The organism is Frisingicoccus caecimuris (genome assembly GCF_004340975.1).
Lineage (GTDB): Bacteria > Bacillota > Clostridia > Lachnospirales > Lachnospiraceae > Frisingicoccus > Frisingicoccus caecimuris.
Window position 1 is genome coordinate 163,957 of record NZ_SLXA01000004.1, and the last position, 19,093, is coordinate 183,049.

Annotated in this window: 17 protein-coding genes and 3 pseudogenes; 1 reads left to right on the plus strand and 19 read right to left on the minus strand. The window is 48.5% G+C overall.

What is annotated here, in order from left to right; genetic code table 11:
* Window positions 1-26: 26 nt before the first annotated feature.
* The 13 genes and pseudogenes from EV212_RS06265 to EV212_RS06320 all read right to left on the minus strand — a co-directional run bounded on the left by EV212_RS06265 (window position 27) and on the right by EV212_RS06320 (window position 13,886).
* Window positions 27-2,360 carry a VirB4-like conjugal transfer ATPase, CD1110 family gene (locus tag EV212_RS06265; RefSeq protein ID WP_132090505.1) on the minus strand — a complete coding sequence of 778 codons (2,334 nt, stop codon included), beginning with the start codon at window positions 2,358-2,360 and terminating at the stop codon, window positions 27-29.
* On the minus strand, window positions 2,357-2,797 hold the full coding sequence (locus EV212_RS06270; RefSeq protein WP_132090508.1) for a PrgI family protein: 441 nt from the start codon (window positions 2,795-2,797) through the stop codon (window positions 2,357-2,359). Before EV212_RS06270 ends, EV212_RS06265 begins: the two co-directional genes overlap by 4 nt.
* Before the next feature lie 14 nt (window positions 2,798-2,811).
* Window positions 2,812-3,648 (minus strand): hypothetical protein, encoded by an 837-nt coding sequence (locus tag EV212_RS06275; RefSeq protein WP_002607869.1) that lies wholly within the window; start codon window positions 3,646-3,648, stop codon window positions 2,812-2,814.
* Window positions 3,641-4,213: an MT-A70 family methyltransferase gene (locus EV212_RS06280; protein WP_165873324.1), complete on the minus strand. Its 573-nt coding sequence runs from the start codon at window positions 4,211-4,213 to the stop codon at window positions 3,641-3,643. The genes EV212_RS06275 and EV212_RS06280 overlap by 8 nt, the downstream gene beginning before the upstream one ends.
* Before the next feature lie 100 nt (window positions 4,214-4,313).
* A complete protein-coding gene (locus EV212_RS06285) occupies window positions 4,314-4,667 on the minus strand; it encodes a hypothetical protein (RefSeq protein ID WP_002607871.1) in 354 nt (117 codons plus the stop codon).
* Between the two features lie 14 nt (window positions 4,668-4,681).
* A pseudogene (locus tag EV212_RS06290) lies at window positions 4,682-5,122 on the minus strand (type IV secretory system conjugative DNA transfer family protein); the annotation flags it as partial.
* A gap of 107 nt (window positions 5,123-5,229) precedes the next feature.
* Window positions 5,230-7,047, minus strand: coding sequence for a reverse transcriptase/maturase family protein (locus EV212_RS06295; protein WP_306812214.1), 1,818 nt, complete (start codon window positions 7,045-7,047; stop codon window positions 5,230-5,232).
* Between the two features lie 591 nt (window positions 7,048-7,638).
* Window positions 7,639-8,493 (minus strand): annotated as a pseudogene (locus tag EV212_RS06300) (VirD4-like conjugal transfer protein, CD1115 family); the annotation flags it as partial.
* Window positions 8,494-8,558: 65 nt separating this feature from the next.
* A complete protein-coding gene (locus tag EV212_RS13470) occupies window positions 8,559-8,717 on the minus strand; it encodes a hypothetical protein (RefSeq protein WP_165873310.1) in 159 nt (52 codons plus the stop codon).
* A 69-nt stretch (window positions 8,718-8,786) separates the two neighbouring features.
* The gene (locus tag EV212_RS06305) at window positions 8,787-9,014 is read right to left on the minus strand and encodes a YdbC family protein (RefSeq protein WP_066733266.1); all 228 of its coding nucleotides are present in this window, start codon (window positions 9,012-9,014) and stop codon (window positions 8,787-8,789) included.
* A gap of 62 nt (window positions 9,015-9,076) precedes the next feature.
* Window positions 9,077-10,333 (minus strand): plasmid recombination protein, encoded by a 1,257-nt coding sequence (locus EV212_RS06310; RefSeq protein WP_132090517.1) that lies wholly within the window; start codon window positions 10,331-10,333, stop codon window positions 9,077-9,079.
* Window positions 10,334-10,479: 146 nt separating this feature from the next.
* Entirely contained in the window at window positions 10,480-11,538 is a 1,059-nt protein-coding gene (locus EV212_RS06315; protein ID WP_132090520.1) for an AAA family ATPase, read from the minus strand.
* Between the two features lie 428 nt (window positions 11,539-11,966).
* Complete coding sequence (locus EV212_RS06320) at window positions 11,967-13,886, minus strand: bacterial Ig-like domain-containing protein (protein WP_132090523.1); 1,920 nt, start codon at window positions 13,884-13,886, stop codon at window positions 11,967-11,969.
* A 192-nt stretch (window positions 13,887-14,078) separates the two neighbouring features.
* Here EV212_RS06320 and EV212_RS06325 point away from each other — a divergent pair, with 192 nt between their 5' ends.
* The gene (locus EV212_RS06325) at window positions 14,079-14,360 is read left to right on the plus strand and encodes a hypothetical protein (protein WP_132090526.1); all 282 of its coding nucleotides are present in this window, start codon (window positions 14,079-14,081) and stop codon (window positions 14,358-14,360) included.
* A gap of 309 nt (window positions 14,361-14,669) precedes the next feature.
* Here the strand turns inward: EV212_RS06325 and EV212_RS06330 are convergent, their stop codons facing one another.
* From EV212_RS06330 to EV212_RS06355, 6 genes and pseudogenes are all read right to left on the minus strand, one after another.
* Complete coding sequence (locus EV212_RS06330; RefSeq protein WP_132090529.1) at window positions 14,670-14,960, minus strand: hypothetical protein; 291 nt, start codon at window positions 14,958-14,960, stop codon at window positions 14,670-14,672.
* A 10-nt stretch (window positions 14,961-14,970) separates the two neighbouring features.
* A complete protein-coding gene (locus EV212_RS06335; protein WP_132090532.1) occupies window positions 14,971-15,345 on the minus strand; it encodes a TnpV protein in 375 nt (124 codons plus the stop codon).
* Between the two features lie 18 nt (window positions 15,346-15,363).
* Window positions 15,364-17,448 (minus strand): recombinase family protein, encoded by a 2,085-nt coding sequence (locus tag EV212_RS06340; protein WP_132090535.1) that lies wholly within the window; start codon window positions 17,446-17,448, stop codon window positions 15,364-15,366.
* Between the two features lie 68 nt (window positions 17,449-17,516).
* Window positions 17,517-18,029 (minus strand): annotated as a pseudogene (locus tag EV212_RS06345) (type IV secretory system conjugative DNA transfer family protein); the annotation flags it as partial.
* The gene (locus EV212_RS06350) at window positions 18,016-18,213 is read right to left on the minus strand and encodes a hypothetical protein (RefSeq protein ID WP_132090538.1); all 198 of its coding nucleotides are present in this window, start codon (window positions 18,211-18,213) and stop codon (window positions 18,016-18,018) included. The pseudogene EV212_RS06345 and the gene EV212_RS06350, both read right to left, overlap by 14 nt.
* A gap of 15 nt (window positions 18,214-18,228) precedes the next feature.
* On the minus strand, window positions 18,229-19,092 hold the full coding sequence (locus tag EV212_RS06355; protein ID WP_132090541.1) for a hypothetical protein: 864 nt from the start codon (window positions 19,090-19,092) through the stop codon (window positions 18,229-18,231).
* Window position 19,093 lies beyond the last annotated feature (1 nt).

Consider the following 19,093-nt stretch of genomic DNA (forward strand, 5'->3'; position numbering starts at 1 on the left):
AACACTCTGTCTCCTTCCTCACTTCCTTATACCTCTCCAAACTTGGTCGTCATCAGTTTATACAGTTCGGTGTTATGCGGGAATTTGTTGACAAACGGCACAAGGGAACTGCCTACCTTCAAAAGTCCCTGGCCTGCGCCTACATTGGTGATATAGCCCATCTGAAGGTCAGAGATGTTCAAAAGCTTGGCAAGCTCAATCCTGTCCGTAGACGCCTGATTGAGCATGATGATAAATTCAGAATTGGCAAGCATTGTCCTTGCGGTATGGCTCTGCAAAAGATCGTCTACATTCTGTGTGATACCGGTACAGTATGCACCATATTTACGCACACGCTTCCAGAGGGTAAAGAGGAAGTTTGCCGAGTATTCATGCTGGAACAGCAGATAGATTTCATCAATGAAAATGAACGTGTTCCTGCCCTTGGCTCTGTTCTGCGTAATGCGGTTTAAGATACTGTCCAGGACAACCAGCATACCAATCGGCTGTAACTGTTTGCCCAGATCCAGAATGTCATAACAGATCAGACGGCTGTGGGTATCCACATTGGTGTTCTTGGCAAAGGTGTTCAGGCTGCCATCGGTAAACAGCTCAATGGCAAGGGCGATTTCCTGTGCCTCCGGCTCATTCTGTTTGAGCAGTTCTTCACGGAAGTCCTGCAAAGTGGGCGGGACACCCTGATAATTGCCCTGCTGATAGTGGCGGTAAACACTGGCCGTACAGCGGTCAATAATGGATTTCTGTTTTGCTCCCAGACTTGTACCGCCAATGAGCTGTTCACAGAGAGACAAAATAAACTCCGATTTCAGAATGACCGGGTTTGCGCCGTCACCGTAATCGGAGTTCATATCCATTGCATTGATGTGGTTTTCACTGGTCGCAGAAATGTGGATGACTTCGCCCTGCATGGCCTTGACCAGCGGGGAATATTCCCGCTCAGGATCAATAATAATGACATCTGCATTGGGGTCTGTGAGAATGATATTTGTCATTTCCTCTTTCGCCGTAAATGATTTACCTGCACCAGACACACCGAGAATAAAGGAGTTGCCGTTGAGCAGGTGGCGGCGGTTGGCAATAATCATGTTCTTGCTGATCACATTCTGCCCGTAATATACACCGTCCTTGTGGTAGATCTCCTGCACCCGGAACGGGATAAAAACAGCAAGGCTCTCTGTGGTCAGTGTGCGCAGGGCATCGATCTTACGCACACCAAAAGGCAGCGCCGTGTTCAGTCCGTCCATCTGCTGATATTTCAGCACCGCAAACTGACACAAATGCTTTCTGGCAGTGGTCAGCAGGGCTTCCGTATCGCTGTCCAGCTGTTCTTTGGTTTCAGCAGTATGCACCAGTGTCAGCACCGCAAACATCATCCTCTGGTCACGGGTTGTCAGGTCGTCCAGAAATTCCTTACTTTCCTTGCGCTGCTGCTCAAGGTCATAAGGGACAACTGCGGAGAAGTTATTGTTTTGATTCTGTTTTCTCTGCCAGTTTGTGATATTGGTTTCGACACCAAGTAGCCTGTTTTCCACTTCCCGCACAGCTTCATCCGTGGGAACCGGGACAACATCAATGGACAGCATCATGTTGCGGTTCAGCTCACAAAGCTCCGCTACCATGCTGTCTTTGATATAAGCAGCGTATTCTCTAAGGAAGATCACACGCCCGTATCGGTTGCCCATACGGAAGTAGTCACTTTCAAACTCAAAGGTGTCCGGGCAGATGAAGTCCTTAAAATCATGGCCTTTGCGCATACTCTGTACCATATCAAAGGTAAAGGCGGTTTCTTCTCCGGTACGGTAGAAGTCGTGGAAGATACGGAGTTTTTCTTCCGCTTCCAGTTCCACGCAGCGTGCGCCCAGACGGGAAAAATGAGTGACAAGATCCGCACCCACACGGGCAAAATAGTTCCGTGCTTCTTCGATATTTTTCTTGCACACAGAAATGGTCACATATTTGTCCTGCACAATAGAGTTTGCTCCTGTTGCCTTATCCAGCAGCATCTTGTTGTATTCCTTACGGTACTTATCCAGACCATCCTCTGCCATGGGGATCAGGATAGTCTGCTCAAAATCCACCCGGTTCAGACGGCGGTTGTTGATGGTGAGCTTTGTGGTAGCGCCGCTGTCAAAAGCATTGAGCAGTTCAGAGTATTCCAAAAACATGGCTTCCTTGTCCTCACGGCTGGCCACGGCATAATTGATGTCCTCAAATTTAAAGGTCTTTGCATATTTGTTCCTGCCGACAAGGAAAATGCCATCTTCCCAGATGGTATAAATGGGAATGACATTTTGTACTGACTTTGGCACGACAAATTTTTCCTTATCCTGCTTGAACAGGGTTCTCAGTGTTTTGATCATGCTGCGCCTCCTTTATTCTTTTTCGTTTTCTTCTTATCCTGTTTTTTCTCCTTTCGCTCTTTTCGTCTCTGTTTCTTGGGAACGACAGGAAGTCCTTTTTCTCTGGCTTCGATGCTGGACTTCATAGCTTCATAATAAAGATTGTTTGGCCGGAACATCAGTTTCTTGGGCATCAGAAATTCGGATTTAAACCACGCCCAGACAAACTGTTCTGCGGTCATGCCGTTATATTTGATAAAGCCCATCGCCGCAAAGGGGAATGCCCCTAAAATGCATACCCAGCTAAGGGTTTCCATACCAAAGTATGGGCGGAGAAGAAAATACAAGCCTACCGCAACACCGCAGGCAAGGACAGAAAAAATGAACTGCCTTAATGACAGTCCGAAAAACATACTTTCCGTATAGTTACGGATTTCTTTATTGATCTTTACTTCCAAAATGGATACCTCCTTTATAAGCCCATCATTTCCCGTACAACACGGTCAGCCATTTTGATCGCACCGACTAAGACGAGCATATTGAATACCAGTTCCCCGATGTAGCTCCATACCATAGATACCGCTGCCGCATCCGGGTTGACTGCCGGTGGAGCCGCTGCAAACAAGGAAAAGATGATGCAGGCAAGCACAATGATCGCACCTTCCAGGCAGACAGCAGCATAACTTTTGATGAAGCTCTTGCCAACACTCTGACTCGGTTCCCCTGCAAAAGTGGAAAGAGGGATGGGCGCAATCGCCGTATAGAGATACAGTTTAAAAAATCTGCCATAGACAGACATAATCATAATGAACGACAGTATCGTAATAAACAGACCGCCGATCAATGTGACTGCCCAGAGGGGAATACTCTCAAAAAAGCCACAGTCCTCAACGGCTGTGACGATTTCCTGCGGCAGTACCGTTTGTGTGGCAGAGCCAAATCCAGCGGCATTCATGATCGTGGAAACTACACCCTGAACGATATTAAAGAGAGCCATCATCAGTTCTAAGCCATAGGTGACGACTCCTTTTGCAAGGGCAAAACGAATAAACAGCTTCAAAGCATGTTCCGGCTTTTTGACTTCTGCAAAATTGCCGCAGGTACGCATGACACCAACGACAAAGAACAGCACCAGCAGGGCAAGCCCGATTGCCTGCAGTGCGCCGTGGATATTCAGGATAACAGACCATATCGTACCGCCTTTGAACTGCTCCGGTGACTGGGTAATAAGCTGCCATATCTCGGCTAACTTTTCATTCCAGGTATTCAGGGCATTTTCAAGATTTTGTACGACCCAGTTATCAGACACATAAACCACCTCCTGTTTTCTCTGCATAACTGCTGATTTCAACATCACTTACAACTTCGTCGCCCCACACATCCCAACCATCTGTTTTTTGGCGGGCAAACAATTCCAATCGCGGCAGGTCGCCCATCAGCTCAACGATTTTCTCTCGGGCTTCATCCGGTTTCTGACTATGCTCACGCAAAGGGCTGATGATAAACTGATGAGTACGTTTTGATTGTCTGCAAGGTTTTCCTTTTGTGGCAAGCAGGCAGATTTCCGCATTTCCTCTTGTCCAAAATCCAAGACCGAAGAACCATCCTTTTCCACTTTTGTTCTGTTTTAGCCAAACAAATGCAACTGTCTTATATTGAAAGCCCCATGCTTTTATTACCTTTAAGGCTTCGGGTAATTGAGGAAATGTTGCCCACAAAAACAGGACGCAATGTTGATCGGCCACTTCTGCCACTTTCAGGTTACAGATTTCTTCGATGCTCATGGTGCGGTAATGATGTTCTGCTGCTCCAGAAAGATTTTTCTGGTTGTAGCGCCACGGTGGATCGGCGTAGATGATGCCATATTTTTTTATATTCTCGATAAATTCAACCTCCTTTCTTGTCATAAAACAGACAGTGGGAGCATTTCTGCCGCAGCAGATCTGCTCCCATTGTCTTGTTTCATCCGTTATCTTAGCCTGTGATCAGGGTAAGGATCTCCTTTGCAAAGGTAATGACTACACCGCCCGCAAGTGTCAGGAAACCGTTCGCTCTCTGGGAAGGGTCATGGGATTTCAGAGAAAGGCCGATCTGTACGATACCAAAGCCGAGCATGATCATACCAACAGCCCTGACCAGTCCGAAAATGAAGTCAGAGAGGTTATTGACTACGGTAATGGGATCGTTGGCGGCAAATGCCGTCGTGGTAAAACAGGTCATACAAAGCACTGCACCTGCATATGCCACCAAGGCTCTTTTGGTCTTTCTTCTCATCGGCAGCTTCACGGTTTCTTTCTTCTTGGTATCCTTCTTGCTAAAAAATTTCATAGATAAATCCTCCTTTAGATGTTAAACATTTCTTCCAAATCCTCATCGGACAGAAGTTCATAAGTTGTGTTGACAGATGCAATGCTTACGGCATTCTCTGGAATTTCACTGTCAAACACGAGCGTAGCGACAGCCTGTGTCGGCTCTCCGTGGATATACGGCGGCTGGCCTCCATCCACCGTCAGCTTTACATTTGGATGCTTCAGGATGTCGTACTTCAGATCCATAACCGGACGCTCCCCTCGGATAAACAGCAGTGCATAACGGTTATCCAGCATACGCACCTCATCTGGCGTCATCAGTTCACGTCCTGAAATCTGATAGTTGGTCGAATAGTTTCCGCTGCGCCCGGAGCTTTTTCCATAGGTGTTCGTATCAATGGTTTCCTTACCTAAAAGCTCGGACACATATTTGTGGGTACTCTGTTCGTTGCCGCCCAGATACAGAAATTCATCATGAGGTAAGGTTCAGCTTGTCCTTTACAGGACTTGCATCCCCTCCCTCCCAAACCGCACGTACACCTCTCGATGTATACGGCTTTCCGCTTATTATATTTGCGGTATTAAGAATGAATCAGTTTATGACATTCGGGGCATACCACAAGAGTTTTCCGTCTCCTTTTGCGCATAAGGAGTACCCACTCCGCATTGCCCTTTAAGTCTTTTAGTTTCTTTACTTGATGGATTTCCAGATTTCTGCAATCCTTTCCACAAAGTTCACAGGCATGGCGTTCCACTCTCTGTTTCAGAGTGTTGGTTTTAGCGTATTTTGAGAACTGCGGAAGTTCGCTCACATTGTCAAACTTCGTAGCTGATTCTTTTCGCTTAAACCCGTCTCTGTAAAAGGTTGTAGTTTTCCTTCCTGCTCTGGTATCGTATGCGATTGTAAACAGTCCTCCAACACAATATCTGCGCTTGATTTCGTGAACATTTGTTTTATACTTACAGGCAAATGTCTTGTACATACTGTACTTCATAAGATTGGCGAATCTGCCTATCTTAAAAGAATCATTTGCTATGGCGTAGTAGTTATAAAGTCCACGAACTTCCGCATTATATCTTGCCAGAATCTCTATATCGCTTTGGTTTACCAGTTTTCCCCTGTGTAGGGCTACAAATCTTTCTTTTCCATTTTCGTTAATCTTGATTTTGATTGCATGGTATTCCAGTAACTTTCCCACCCATTTTTCTCTGGGTACAAGTAGTTTCACCACTCCTGCATTGCTCCTGATTTTGTATCCTCCTGCGGATTTCTTTAAATCCTGACTTCTGGATACCGTAATGTCGTAGCCTAAAAATCTGGCTCTGTCTCCTGTATGTGTAACCTTCGTTTTGGTTTCGGACATTTCCAAATCCAGTTCTTCCCTGAGGAATTTGCCGACATCAGCTTTAATCTGTTCTGCGTCCGCTTTGCTCCCAATTACTCCAATGATAAAATCATCAGCGTAACGGGTGTACTGAATCCGTTTATACGTCTCATCTAAAGGTTCGGTAGGAGTTAGTTGTCGTGCTTGCTTTTCAAGCGTTTTCAAATGCTTATTGCGTTCCCAGCGTTCTTCTGGAGATAAATCCGCCCACTTCTTTTTGCCCATACATCTGTAATAGGATGCCTTTTTGACAACTTTATTGTAGTCGGAGTTCATTTGTTTCTTCTTTCCTCGGTTATATTTCTGTGCGTATTCTTCCATAAATTTGTCTAATTCATGGAGATACACGTTCGCAAGCACTGGACTGACACCAGACCCCTGCGGTACGCCGCTATATGTCCGATTGTACGTCCATTGCTCCATATATCCTGCTTTTAGGAATTTCCAGATAAGTTGTAGGAACATTTCATCATCAATGCGTTTTCTCAGCAATCTGATGATTGTGTGGTGATTAAAACTGTCGAAGCAGGCGTGTATATCACCCTCAACAAACCAGTTCGTTCCCGTAAAGGTTTTCTGAATCTGGTATAATGCTGTCTGACAGCTTTTGTTTGGTCTGAACCCATGAGATGTTTTCTTAAACACAGGATCATAAATGCTTTCTAAAATCATTTTCACTACTTCCTGCACCAGTTTGTCATTGCCCGACTGGATTCCCAACGGGCGCTTTTTATTGCTGTTTTTCTTAGCAATATATTCCCTACGTGCAGGTTTTGGCAGGTAACTTTTATCTCGCATGGATTCAATAATCCTTTGGATTCTTTCGTCACTCATGCCATCAATGGTAGTTCCATCTGCACCGGCAGTCATACTGCCTGTGTTTGCATATATGTTTTTATATGCAAGCCAGTAGAACTCAGGATTGTACAGATTCCGATATAATCTCTGAAACCTGTAAGATTCATTCTTTGACTTTTCCGTCAAACTACTTAATACTTGGATTGGATTTCTCAATGCCTCTCGCACCGTCCTTTCATATCGTATTAGTAAATAAGCTGCTCCCCTTCGCCATGTGAACGTCATTAACGTCTCGGACTACTATGGGAGCTGTGTGACCATGCCCGTTACCGGGTTTAGGTCATCCCCAGTTAGTATTCATAGAATTAGCGTTTCGTGTTGTCGGCACCGACTTTCGCCATTTACCCGCTGTCTTGCGGTTGTCTTTCCATGAGTATCGCTTGCTTTCATAACTGCGAAATGAAACCAACATGGAATAGCATACGTTTCAATCCTTTTCGTATGCGGAGTGCGGATTCCCCCACTTTGGCTATCGTTCAGGCAGTTTAGCTTTGTACCTCATACACGAATTTTTATTCTTGAATTTTCAGATACACAGGATTAGTACCTTATCATTCAGGCTCTCGTCTATTGACAAGAGCGACAACATGCTACACTCCCCTTCGGGTTTCCCCTCTCGGATAAGTTGTAGAATAATAGGTTGTGATTTTTCATCACTTGATACTTTTACCTACTGCTTGCTAAAGGCAGTATTCCATAAATACCACGCCGCCGAATTTATAATGCGCTGGCGACTTCTGGGCGCACGCAGTTGCCCACAATGCTTTCCCACTGCTTTTCAAAGAGCGCCTTGAGCTGTGCCAGATTCTGAAGAATGATGCTGACGGATACGCCACGGGAGCGCATCACAGAAAGAATCTTGTCAAAATCATCCGGCAGGCTCACGTTGGCAAACTCGTCCATGATGAAATGGCAGTGGACAGGCAGGCTGCCTCCGTACTTATGGTCGGCAAGATAAAAGAGCTGCTGAAAAAGCTGCGTATAAAGGATACTGACAAGGAAGTTAAAACTCGTATCGTTGTCTGGTATCAGAGCGAACAAAGCAACTTTCTTTTCCCCTAAACTGGGCAGATCAAGCTCATCCGTAGCTGTCAAACCGGCAAGGCTCTCCAGATTGAATTTTTCAAGCCTTGCGGCAAGGGTGATCTGGATGCTCTTTAAGGTCTTAGCCGAACCGGAGTGATAATCCCTGTAATACTTCAGGGCGATATGCTCCGGGTTATCCAATTCCAACCGGTCAAACAGTTCATCCAGAGGACTGACATAGCTATCATCATCCTCCCGAACTTCACCAGCCCGTAAAAGCTCCATGACCATTGGGAAGTTCTGTTCATCAGGCGGCGCTTCGTATTTCAGATAAAACACCAGTGCCAGAAGCAGCATACTGGCCGCTGTATCCCAGAAGGGGTCTTGCGACTGTGCGCCTTTGGGCGTGGTTGCCTTAAAAAGATTGGTCACCAGCCTTTGCACATCGTTGTCATTCCTAAGATAAACAAAGGGATTGTAACAATGGCTTCGGTGCATATTGATCAGATCAAGGACTCGCACTTCATAGCCTTTCTTTTCCAACAGACCGCCAATGTCACGGACAATTTCTCCTTTCTGTCAAGTGGTTTTGAGATATTTTTTGAAAAATCTCCAAAGCGCATAGCTGTGCGTAAAGTCAATCAGGCAACCTCCGCTTCCTGCAAAGCCATTGCTTCTCTTGCAATCAGAGCCTTTACAAGCTCCTCCTGCGTATGCTTTGCGTTCTCTGCGGGCATTGCGTTGACAACGAAAATGGTGCCGCCGATTCTCTCTACAAAGCCGGTTTTGATATTCTCCACGGTCATCACCTCACTCCATAAAAATAGGGGCGTCCGTTTCCGCACACCCCGTTACCACCCGAAAAAGGATTATTCCTTTTCATAGATTGCTTTCAGTGCGGCATAAAGGTTCCTGCCCTCGTCCTCCGTGAGCGTGATGCCCTTGCCGCAACGCTCGTGGTTCGGATGCCACTCTCTGATGTCCAGCTTGGCGGCATTGCCGTTCCACGAAATGAAGTTGGCTTCCTTGGTGTAGCCCTTACCGTTCTCTCCGAGGACGGCGAGGGGCTTGGTAATCGTGCTTGTAATGTCTTTCATTTTCGTACCTCCGTAATTCAAGTGTTGAAGAAGTTAAAAAGTCGGGATAGTAATGGAAGGGATTATCGTTCCCAATCATTTCTGTCCCGACGGTGTTTGGATTGTTCTTTTCGGGCGGCGGCTCTGTCCTCCCGTTCCTTGCGCTCCTGCGCTTCCTTGATGCTGAAAAACTCCTTGACCTTCTCCACAAAGACCTCCACCAGCTTCGGGAAGTGTTCCAGCGCCTGTAAAAACGGCTGGCATTTTTCCTTGAGCCGGTCATAGCGTTCCTGCAATCGCTCCACGGCAGAGGACGCATTGAAATACTGCCTTTGATAGTAGGAAACGCTGCTTTTCAAATCTTGGATTTCACTGCGGCTCGTGATTCCCTCCTTTGCAAGTGCCGTGAGCTGCTGGTAATCGTCCTTAGAAACGGCAATTTTGCCGGTGATGGTTTTCTGTCCCATTCCCTCAATCTCTGCCATTGTCTTGTGGACTTCGTGGGCAGGTTCATAGCGCACCTGCTCGGCTTCAATGCGTTCCTGAATGTCGGCAAGCCGCTCCTTGTCCTTCTGAATTTGATAATCCAGGCTGCTCAAATTCTCCGCTGTGCTGCCCAATACGCCACGCTCAAAGCCGGTGAAGCCAGCCTCGGTCATATGCTCAAAGAGCTTGTCTTGCAGGACAGAATAGGACTTGCGGAACATCGGCTTTCCGTATTTGCTGATAATCTGCTGCCCATTTTCGTCCAGCAGAGGAACAGTGTTTTTCCATTTCTTCGAGTGGGAAACTTGATTGATGACCTCCTTGACCGTTCCTCTCAGGGCTTCGTCCTTGCAGCGTTTCGACCACAGAATTTCTTTTCGGACGGTGGGGATCGCCACAATGTGCAGGTGGTAGTGGTAGACCGGCTTGCCCAGTTCTTCGGACACCGCCTTGTTGATTTCATCGGCGTGCATAACCGCCGACACGATGTTCTCCTCGCCGTAAATCTCACAGCCGAAGCGGTAGGATTCCTCGTAGAACTGCTTGGCGTATTCGTAGCCGCCGTGTTCCTCAAAGTACCTTGTGTTCACATCAATGACCAACTCATTAAAAATGGTTGCACCGGCTTTCTGTCCTCTTGTGGAGATTTTGCCCTCGTCAATGAGCCGCTGGAAATACTCGTTGTAGGTAAAACCGCCCGTGTCCTTGAAGTGAACATTGCGGGCAATTTGCTCGGTGTCCACATTGAGATTTGCGTAGCTTTCATTCTTGCGCTCGTTGTGTCGCTCGGTTTTCTGCGCTCCCTCTGCGGAGATTTTCTCCACTCGGATAACGCTCCAGTTTCCTTCCGCCATTCTCATCACCTCCAGTCAGCGGAAAGGGAGGGGGTGCGGGTTACGCAACTTTTTCAAAGTGCGTAACCCACTATGACACTTTCAGCTTCGCTGCAAAGATGTCGTGGGCAAGGGCTTTCCTCCCTTGACCTCCCTCAAAACCTCAATCAAACAGGCAGGTCGTCCTCGTCCGTGACTTCCTGCCCATTCTCAATCGGTTTTTCAACCTCCGGCAAAGTCCAGTACCAAAGAAAGCCGTCCTTCACGGAGCAAACTCCGGCTTTCTTTTTGGACTTCTTGTAGGTTGATTTCTTGAAGCCTGCGGCTTCAAGCTTTGCTTCGCAATCGGAAGCCAGCCGCCTACCGCCCGCCAGCAGGGAACGGATAAAATCCGTTGCCGCTTCCTCACGGGCATTCGGTCTGCCCATCCTCGGCGCAGAAGCAGAGAAAGCGTCCTCCGCACTCAGCTCCAGCTCATCAAGAAAGTTCACGCCCTTGTCGGCTACCTCAAAGAGAATAGCCGAGCCCATCGGTGCAAGATTGCTCTTGACCTGCACCAGATAACGCTCGGCGGGGTTCTGTTTGTTTGCTGTGCGTGTGACGGCAAGAATGCTTCTCGCTGCACCGGCAATGTCGATAGAGCCATTGGTGCGATAGAGGGGACTTGTGTCCTTTGCCTTGTTCATATGGGCGATGATAACGATGGCGCAGCCGGTGTCCTTGGCAACGGCAATCAGGTGGTTGAAGTCAGCTCTTGTTTCGTTGGCGTTGTTCATCGAGCAGGTGTCACCGATATACGAACTCATCGGGTCGAGAATCAGCAGCTTGGCGTTGTACTTCTCCACGGCTTCACGGATACGGTCATCTCCGAAGGTCAGGCTCTTTTCGTCCTCCTTGATGAAGATGAGCCTGTCCCCATCACCGCCCGCCGAATTAAATCTCGGCACAACGGTATCGTCTGCATCGTCCTCGGTGGTCTGATAGATAACGGTCATCGGCTCGCCGCTCTCGTCCTCATCGGCAAAGGGTAGCGGCGCTCCCTTGGAAAGCAAAGCGGCAAGAGAAAGCATCAGCTTACTCTTGCCGTCGCCGGGGTCGCCTTGCAGCAGTGTGACCTTGCCGAAGGGGATATAGGGATACCACAGCCAGCGCACCTCCTTGGGTGTAATCTCGCTTGCCTTGATGATTTCCAGCTTTGCGGGAATGTTGTTCGGATAGTCTGTCATTGTCTTGTTCTCCTTTTCGATAGATAGTGCGGGCATTGGATAACGGTGGCACGGAAGCTCTGCTTGCAGCTCCTTTCGCATTTCCTGCAAAGCTCGTTATATTTCTTCCTGCCACGCTCATCAAGAAAGAACGCCCATTCTTCCTTGAGGTATTTCGGCATACGGGGCATAGCGGGCACCTCCTTTTCGCTGCCGAATTGCCGATTTGCTCCCGAAACGCAGAAACGCCCAAAACCGTTTCCCGCTGTATGGTTTCGGGGCGATTTTGGGCGTTTTCTTTCGATATGAGCGGCTTTGTTTTAGCGGCGGTATCCTTACCGTCCGCCATTCAAAAGCCGCTGTTTGTCGCTTCCGGGTAACAAAAAAGCGCCGTATTGCTACGACGCTTTTGTCTTGCTCGGAAGATGGAGCAAGGGAACGCTATTCAATTATCTGTTGTACTTTTTCTTCCTGCTTACAACCGTTGTGCCAATGGCTGCACCGCCGCTGACGAACAGAGCAGCCAGCCAACCGATGAGGTTGCTGCTGTCACCGGTCTGAGGAGACTTGGTGGAGTCGTCCTTTCCGGGCTTATCGGTGTTATTATTACCGCTACCTGTATTGCCGGTGCTGCCGTTGTCGGAGAGCTTGTCGATGACTGTATTCTCGCTGCGCTTAGCGCCGCAAACGGTGCATTCCTCGTGCTTGATGCCGGTGGCCTTCTTGGTAGCGGCCTTGTCGATCACCCACTGGAAGCTGTGTGCTGCCGTGTCGGCCTTGTCGCGACACTCACACTCATGCCAGTGATTGGTGTCGTCATACTTCCAATCTGTGCCATAGCTGTGGGTATGAGTGCTGCCTGTTGCGGGGATCGTTGCGGTTTCAAGCACCTTCTTGCAAACGGTGCATTCCTTATGCTTAGCGCCGTCAGCGGTTCCGGTAGCTGCCGTGTCAATGATCCACTCGCTGGCGCTGTGAGCCGCAATATCGGCCTTGTCGCCGCACTCGCACTCATGCCAGTGATTGGTGTCGTCATACTTCCACTCCGTGCCGTAGCTGTGGCTATGTGTTGCGGGGAGCTTGTCGATGACCGTATTTTCGCTGCGCTTATAGCTGCAGACGGTACACTCCTCATGCTTCAGGCCGGTCTGGGTCGTGGTGGCCGCCTGGTCTACCTTCCACACGAAGGTGTGGGACGCCAGATCCTTTGTGCTGCCACTCGGATCCGGGCAGGCGCTGTCGGTGCACTGATGCCAATGGCTCTTTGCGTCCGCATACCACGGACCGCCGTAGGTATGGGTATGGGGACCCACATACGGCTTCACGGTGATGTTCTGGTAGGTCTTGATATTACTGCTGCCGCTGCCATCGTTATACTGGATCGTTACATCCGTCTGCCCCTGCATGAGCCCCGTACCCCGGAAGATCGTATAGCCGGTTTCAGGGAGGTCAGCCGTGGTGCCGTCGGTATAATGCGCGGTGATCACCATGCCCGTCGGGTCAAAATCCTCGCCGGCCATGTACTCGGTCTTATCCGGCTGTTTTGTGATCTCGATGCTCTCCACCGTCTTGACGACCTCCGGTTTGCCAAGGCCACGGATCACCTGATAATCCTTGTTATACGGAAAACCACTCCATGTTGTTTCAAAGGCATCCGCTTCAACTCCGTTTACGGTCACGTTCTCCTTTTTCAGCCCGGTGTAATCGCACCCCAGGAGCTTATTAAAATAAACCTCTACCCTATATTCTGTATCCGCCTTGAAGGTTCCGGTTAGAGGTGCGGAAGTCCAATCACCCGCCGAGTCCTTTTCCATAAATTGGAAGTAGCTAAGTTTAATACCAGGCTCTGTCGTCGTAACCGCGGCATCTGCTATCTTTGCGTCCGCTTTATATCCGGTCACCGTGATCGGCAGTGTGGTCACCTTTGTCTCGCTCGCTGGTCTATAGGTGTTGTATACCTTGAATTCGGTGCTGTTACCGTTGCCATACACGCTCTGCGGGCCGCTTTCGTTGTTGCCGCCCGTATAAGAAATGCTGTACCATACATACTCTCCGATTGGATCGCCGGGCACGACCTGCTGTACGATATACTTGCCCTCCTCGACCGCTATGGTGTTTGTTCCTGTTGTTCCGTCTGCTCCGACGGTGACAGTCATCGTACCGTATTCATAGTATTGCGCAGTCACTTCATTTATGGCCTTCTTGATTTGGAATGTAAAGGTCGCGCCTTCCGCGCTTCCGGTCAGTCCGTTCACCCCCACGGTGATTTTTAATTCACATGTTTTACTCTCTTCTGCTCGCGCCGTTGTGGGCACCATGCACAGCACCATACAGAGAACCAATACAATGCTGAGCCACTGTTTTTTCATGATTTCTTCCTCCCTAAAAAGTATATAGACTCTCGGAATCTCCAGCCCATTGAAAACACTGGGTTTGGAGGTTCCTTTTTTATCGAAATCACCCACTTTTTTTGCAAAAAGAGCTTTACAAACGGCTCGAAAAACGAGGCGCTTCGCGCCCTTGTTTACAGAAATGACTTTTGCGAACAGGGGGCGACTTCGATGTTACCGATTTATCCTGGCGGCCATGTGGCCTACCAGAATTTTGTGGTTGAGCAGTTGCGCAACCACTATGCCAACCCGGCAGAATTGCCGGATTTTTCTTCCTCCGACAGCGGACACGCCGGAGAAGACAGAAGGTTTAACCGGAAGAGATTGATTTGCCGGTCGTGGTTAGGACTTCAATATCAAACCACCATCCTTCCGGCAAACGCAAAAAGCCGAAGCCAAGGCATAATGCGCCCTGTCTCCGGCAACTGGTTCGTTATAAATTGTATGAAATAAGACTTGACACGCTGAAAAAACGGCGCTATGTTCCTGCCGAGCCGAGCCGACAATAATTGTCGCATTTCCGTTTGCCATAGTCAAGTCCTCCTTCCATAATTTCTAAGGCAAAAGGATATGAATTCCCCTACCCCATAGATATACAAAAGTATTTTAGCAGATTTTCTCCAAAATCTCAAGTAGTTTTCAGAATATTGCTCTCATCTTTTTCTCAAAGCATTACCTTCTTCCATTACTCACGGAACTTTATGACTTCTTGAATAGTACCCGAAAAGGAAAAGCCGCCGTCTGTGACAGCGACTTTTCTCTTTAGCGGGTAAACCGTATCAGCAGTTCATTTATAGCATCCACTGCGCCGTGTCTTTTCGCCTGTATCTCTCGATTTCGCCACTCCATAAGGCACTGACAAATTACTCTGATTTCTACCGGCTCAAAGGGGATTTTCTTCTTTCGCCCCGGCTTCATTGTTTCAGCAATGTCGCACAGGTGCAGGGCGAGGGCATCAATCTGACCGTTGGTTTCTGCGTCATAGCTTCTGTGCTGCTGTATTAAGCCGTTTATCAGCACCCGCACCTCATAATCGTCCAGCTTGACCTTCATAGCCGCCCTCCTAACAGTAGATAAGTTCGCTTGAAACGATTTCCGTAGCAGCGTTTCGCAGATTGTTCATCCTTTGCACCCACAGCATTTGGTTTTCCGCTTTGAGGGCTTCCGTTACGCCCTCTTTTTCGGAAAGCTGCTTTACCAGCCGAGAAAACATTGCTTCTGCCTGCTCGTTAAGGTCTGCAAGGTAATCGTTCAGCTTGCCGGTGGTAAGCAGTTCGGCATACAAACCAACTTTGTGCTTGCGGATATACCGCAGATGTCGTTGTCCCCAGATGCCGATGGGTCTGCCCTCCGGCTCGTCCTCTCCGGCGATCAGGTAGTAATCCCCGACAAGCTCATAACACAAGCCTGTTCTTTCGTCTGTGATGAATTTTTCCATTATGTTGTCCTCCTTGAATTATATTGCTTCTCCGGCTTTCTGCCCGGATTGCTTACGGTGATAATAGGCAAGTTGTTTCTGTCTGCGGTTGATTGCCTTGCATTCCTCGGAGCATAGCACCTCCTGACCATTGGACGGCCAGAAGGGCTTGCCGCATATCTTGCAGACCTTTTGACGGAAGGTGTGCTCTCCCTTTTCGGCAAAGCGTTTCTTCTCTTTTTCTGCCTGCTGATGGGCTTTTGTGCAGTCAGTATTGCAAAACCTCTGCCTTGTGCTGTTCGGATAAAACTCTTTGCCGCACTGTTCGCAGATACGCTTCGGGTACTTATGCCCATCATTCGCCGCCCAGCGTTCCGCCTTTGCTTTGGCTTGATGTGCAACATTGCTCTCACGCTGCCGGTTCTTCTTGCACTTGGCTTTTTTCGCCGCTTCTTGCTCGGCTTTTTGTCTTGCTTCGGCAATTTCCTTTTCGGAAAGCGGGAGGTCAAACTGCCCGATGAAGTTATAGTAGATGTCCACCTGCTGCTGCCGGTTCGGCTTCTTGCCTGTGGCTTCGTGAACAACGATTTTATCAATCAGCTCACACGCCATCTCTTTCGTCAGCTCTGCGGGCTGCTTATACTTCTTGATGAGCCTGATAAACCGCCCGATATGGGCAGAGGACGCTTTGGTTTGCTCCAGCTTCTCCTGAATTTCCGACACTTGGCTCTCAAGGCTGTCCTGTTCAGTCGAGTATTTCTTCATCAGGGACTTGTACTGCTTTTCGGGCAGCAGACCTGAAATGAAATTCTCATAAAGGCTTCCAATCAGGCGGTCAAGCTCGTTCAGTCTGCGATTGATTGTCTGAAGTTCATCCTTTTGCTTTTGTGGCTTGCCATTCGCCTGTGCTTCCCATTTGCTTTTCAGTTCTTCCGCAAAGCCACACTCATCTGCGATAATGTGGCTTGAAAGGCGTTGGATAGAGCGCAGTACCAGCTGATAGAGGACTTTGTCGCTGATATGATGGATGGTGCAGTTCACGGTTCTGTTTCCGTAGCTGCTGCATCGGAACGAATGATAGGGTTCTCCGCTTTTGTAGTAATTCGTCTGATAGGACATCTTACTGCCGCAATCGGCGCAATACACAAGACCGGGCAGTAAGCATTCCTCTTTGTGCGTCCCTTCCTTTATACGGCGTGTGGCGTGTTTCAATCTTCTGTGCGCCTGCTCCCAAAGCTCGCTGTCAACGATTGGCTCGTGGGTGTCCTCAAACACAAGGCGTTCCTCATCGGTGGCAAAGCGGCGTTCATCGGTCTTAAAGTTCGTTCCGATGGTCTTTCTCAGCACAGTATGACCGAGATATTCCTGTCGGCTTAAAATCTCTCTTACCGTGTTTGCGTTCCAGTTTGTGCAGCCGTACTCTGCTTTTCGGTTGCACTGTTCGGGGTGGTATTGGAGGGTGTATGCCGATGGAATCAACACCTTTTCCTCCGTAAGCTGTCTTGCGATTGTCGGAGGCGTCAAGCCCTCTGCCGCAAGCTCAAAGATGTGTTTTACCACCTGAGAAGCAACAGGATCGGCCACTAAGGTCTGCTTATCTTCGGGCAGTCGATTGTAGCCGTAGGGAATGCTGCCGGAGCAGCGTTTTCCATCGCTCATACGGGACAGGAAGATGGACTTTATCTTGTTGCTGGTGTCCTTGGCGTACCACTCGTTCATTATGTTGAGGAATGGGGTGAAGTCGTTATCCTGCGGCTTGTCGCTGTCCACGCTGTTATTGATTGCGATAAAGCGTATCTGCTTCTTGGGGAACAGAATCTCGGTATAAAAGCCGACTTCAAGATAGTTTCTGCCGAAACGGCTCATATCCTTGACGATAATCGTGCCGATTTTTCCAGCTTCGGCTTCTGCAAGCATTGCCTGAAATCCGGGACGGTTAAAGTTACGCCCTGTATAGCCGTCATCGGTAAAATGCTTGATGTTCGTCATACCGCTTTTGCGGGCAAAATCTTCGAGAAATCTCTTTTGATTCAGTATCGAGTTCGATTCGCCCTGCTGCTCATCATCCTTGGACAGCCTTTCATAGAGGGCTGTAACTCTATCAAAATCCCTGATTTTAGGCACTTTCTGACCTCCTTTCCGTCTTTTATTCGCAGCCGTATTCAATGGACTGCTTGCAATATATATCCTAAAACTTCTTTTCCGTTCGGATCGAGGATCACGAAAGAGGTATTGCACTGCATGGCATTAGGCTTACAGAAAAACCTTGTTTTTCCTGCACCGGAACCGCCGCATACTAAAATGTTCAGGTTTCTGCGGTGTTTTCTGCCATTCAGACCAATACGGACATTCTGCGTCAGCAGCTTATTTGCGGACGGATCTTTATCCCGGTACTTTTTATTCAAAGTCCCGGTGTTGCCCCATTTTGCCGAGCCATGCTCCTCCCGTCTGCGGTAGTTCCTGCGGGTAGAGAAATAAATGCCGATCCCTATTGCATAAGCGAGCAAAAAAAGAAGGACAGTTTTTAAGCTGTCCTCACACATCCTGATTGCAAAAGGGTGGCTCATCGCCACGGGTAATCCATTGACGATCTCTACCATGCCTCCACTGACATAGGGCGCTGTCAGCAGGGCAAACCATACGACAGGAACAATCCCGCAGACAGAAAGGATGATGTTCGTTTTCTGGCTGTTATCGTTCCTCATGACACTTACAGGGAATTACCCTGACTTTCTTTGTCGGGGCATTGGCTACCTTGTCGATCAGCTCATCCACAGGCTCGGTGGGGCGTTCCTCCTGTATCTGCCGTGTCCGCAAGGTATTTAAGGCATTGATCACGATATTCCTGTCGTACCTATCCAGTGCGATATGGTATCGTTCTTCTTTCATAGGCTCTACCTCCGATTAGCGTTCCTGCTCCTTATTCTTAGGCGGTCTGCTCTTTTCCAGGCTCTTAAACATGTCGCTCTGGATTTCTCCCAGAACATCACGCATGGAGTTAAGCTCGCCTTTGAACACCTGCGTATCCATTTCCGAAAATTCACCCGGAAGCCGGTCAAAACTGAACCCTCTGGTATCTACGCCATAGCGTTCACTGACCATATAGGCGACACAGAAGGATTTGAAATCGGAAGCATCACGGCTTTCATTGTGTTTAAAGTCAAAGACCGCTGCAGAAACTTCCTTTGCCATGCTCACAAAAAGCTGTTCTTCGGAAAGACCGGTCTTAATAAAAATCGTCTGCTGCTTACTATCGTAGTAGGCAGGCATTTCCAGATCGTCAACCGGAACAAAGGGAACCGGGCTTGCATCGATCAGGGCGGAAACAAGCTCCCGCATGGTTTTCGTCTCCGGTGCCTGTACTTTTCCTGCCGCAGAGGTTTCAGAAATGTCATAGACAATCTTTGCATTATAGCCGACTGCCTTTGAACCATCCTCACGGGTATACTCCTTACCCGGTTCGAGAATCACAATCTTGTGTGCATCCTTGTTGACAAAGATCCGATTCTGCTTCCATGTGCTGTAATCTTTCAGCTGCACTGCATCGGGTTTCTGGGCAGATACCAAAATGGCATTGGCAACCGAGTATCGGTCAAAACGGCTCTGCACATCCAGATACTGGCGGAAGCTGTCGCCGTTTGTCATCATTTCCGCACAGGTACTGTCGATCAGCTCATAGGCTTCCTTTCGCTGTGCCTGCTTCTGGGCAGCCCACTGTGCTTTATCAAACGGTTTACTGCCGCCGCTAAATACATCATAAATACTCATT

What these genes read in the sequence shown, in the direction of transcription:
- EV212_RS06355 (WP_132090541.1), bottom strand. Translation starts at nt 19,092, where the DNA reads ATGAGTATTTATGATGTATTTAGCGGCGGCAGTAAACCGTTTGATAAA.
- EV212_RS06265 (WP_132090505.1), bottom strand. Translation starts at nt 2,360, where the DNA reads ATGATCAAAACACTGAGAACCCTGTTCAAGCAGGATAAGGAAAAATTT.
- EV212_RS06325 (WP_132090526.1), top strand. Translation starts at nt 14,079, where the DNA reads ATGTTACCGATTTATCCTGGCGGCCATGTGGCCTACCAGAATTTTGTG.
- EV212_RS06315 (WP_132090520.1), bottom strand. Translation starts at nt 11,538, where the DNA reads ATGACAGACTATCCGAACAACATTCCCGCAAAGCTGGAAATCATCAAG.
- EV212_RS06330 (WP_132090529.1), bottom strand. Translation starts at nt 14,960, where the DNA reads ATGAAGGTCAAGCTGGACGATTATGAGGTGCGGGTGCTGATAAACGGC.
- EV212_RS06335 (WP_132090532.1), bottom strand. Translation starts at nt 15,345, where the DNA reads ATGGAAAAATTCATCACAGACGAAAGAACAGGCTTGTGTTATGAGCTT.
- EV212_RS06305 (WP_066733266.1), bottom strand. Translation starts at nt 9,014, where the DNA reads ATGAAAGACATTACAAGCACGATTACCAAGCCCCTCGCCGTCCTCGGA.
- EV212_RS06285 (WP_002607871.1), bottom strand. Translation starts at nt 4,667, where the DNA reads ATGAAATTTTTTAGCAAGAAGGATACCAAGAAGAAAGAAACCGTGAAG.
- EV212_RS06350 (WP_132090538.1), bottom strand. Translation starts at nt 18,213, where the DNA reads ATGAAAGAAGAACGATACCATATCGCACTGGATAGGTACGACAGGAAT.
- EV212_RS06320 (WP_132090523.1), bottom strand. Translation starts at nt 13,886, where the DNA reads ATGAAAAAACAGTGGCTCAGCATTGTATTGGTTCTCTGTATGGTGCTG.
- EV212_RS06310 (WP_132090517.1), bottom strand. Translation starts at nt 10,333, where the DNA reads ATGGCGGAAGGAAACTGGAGCGTTATCCGAGTGGAGAAAATCTCCGCA.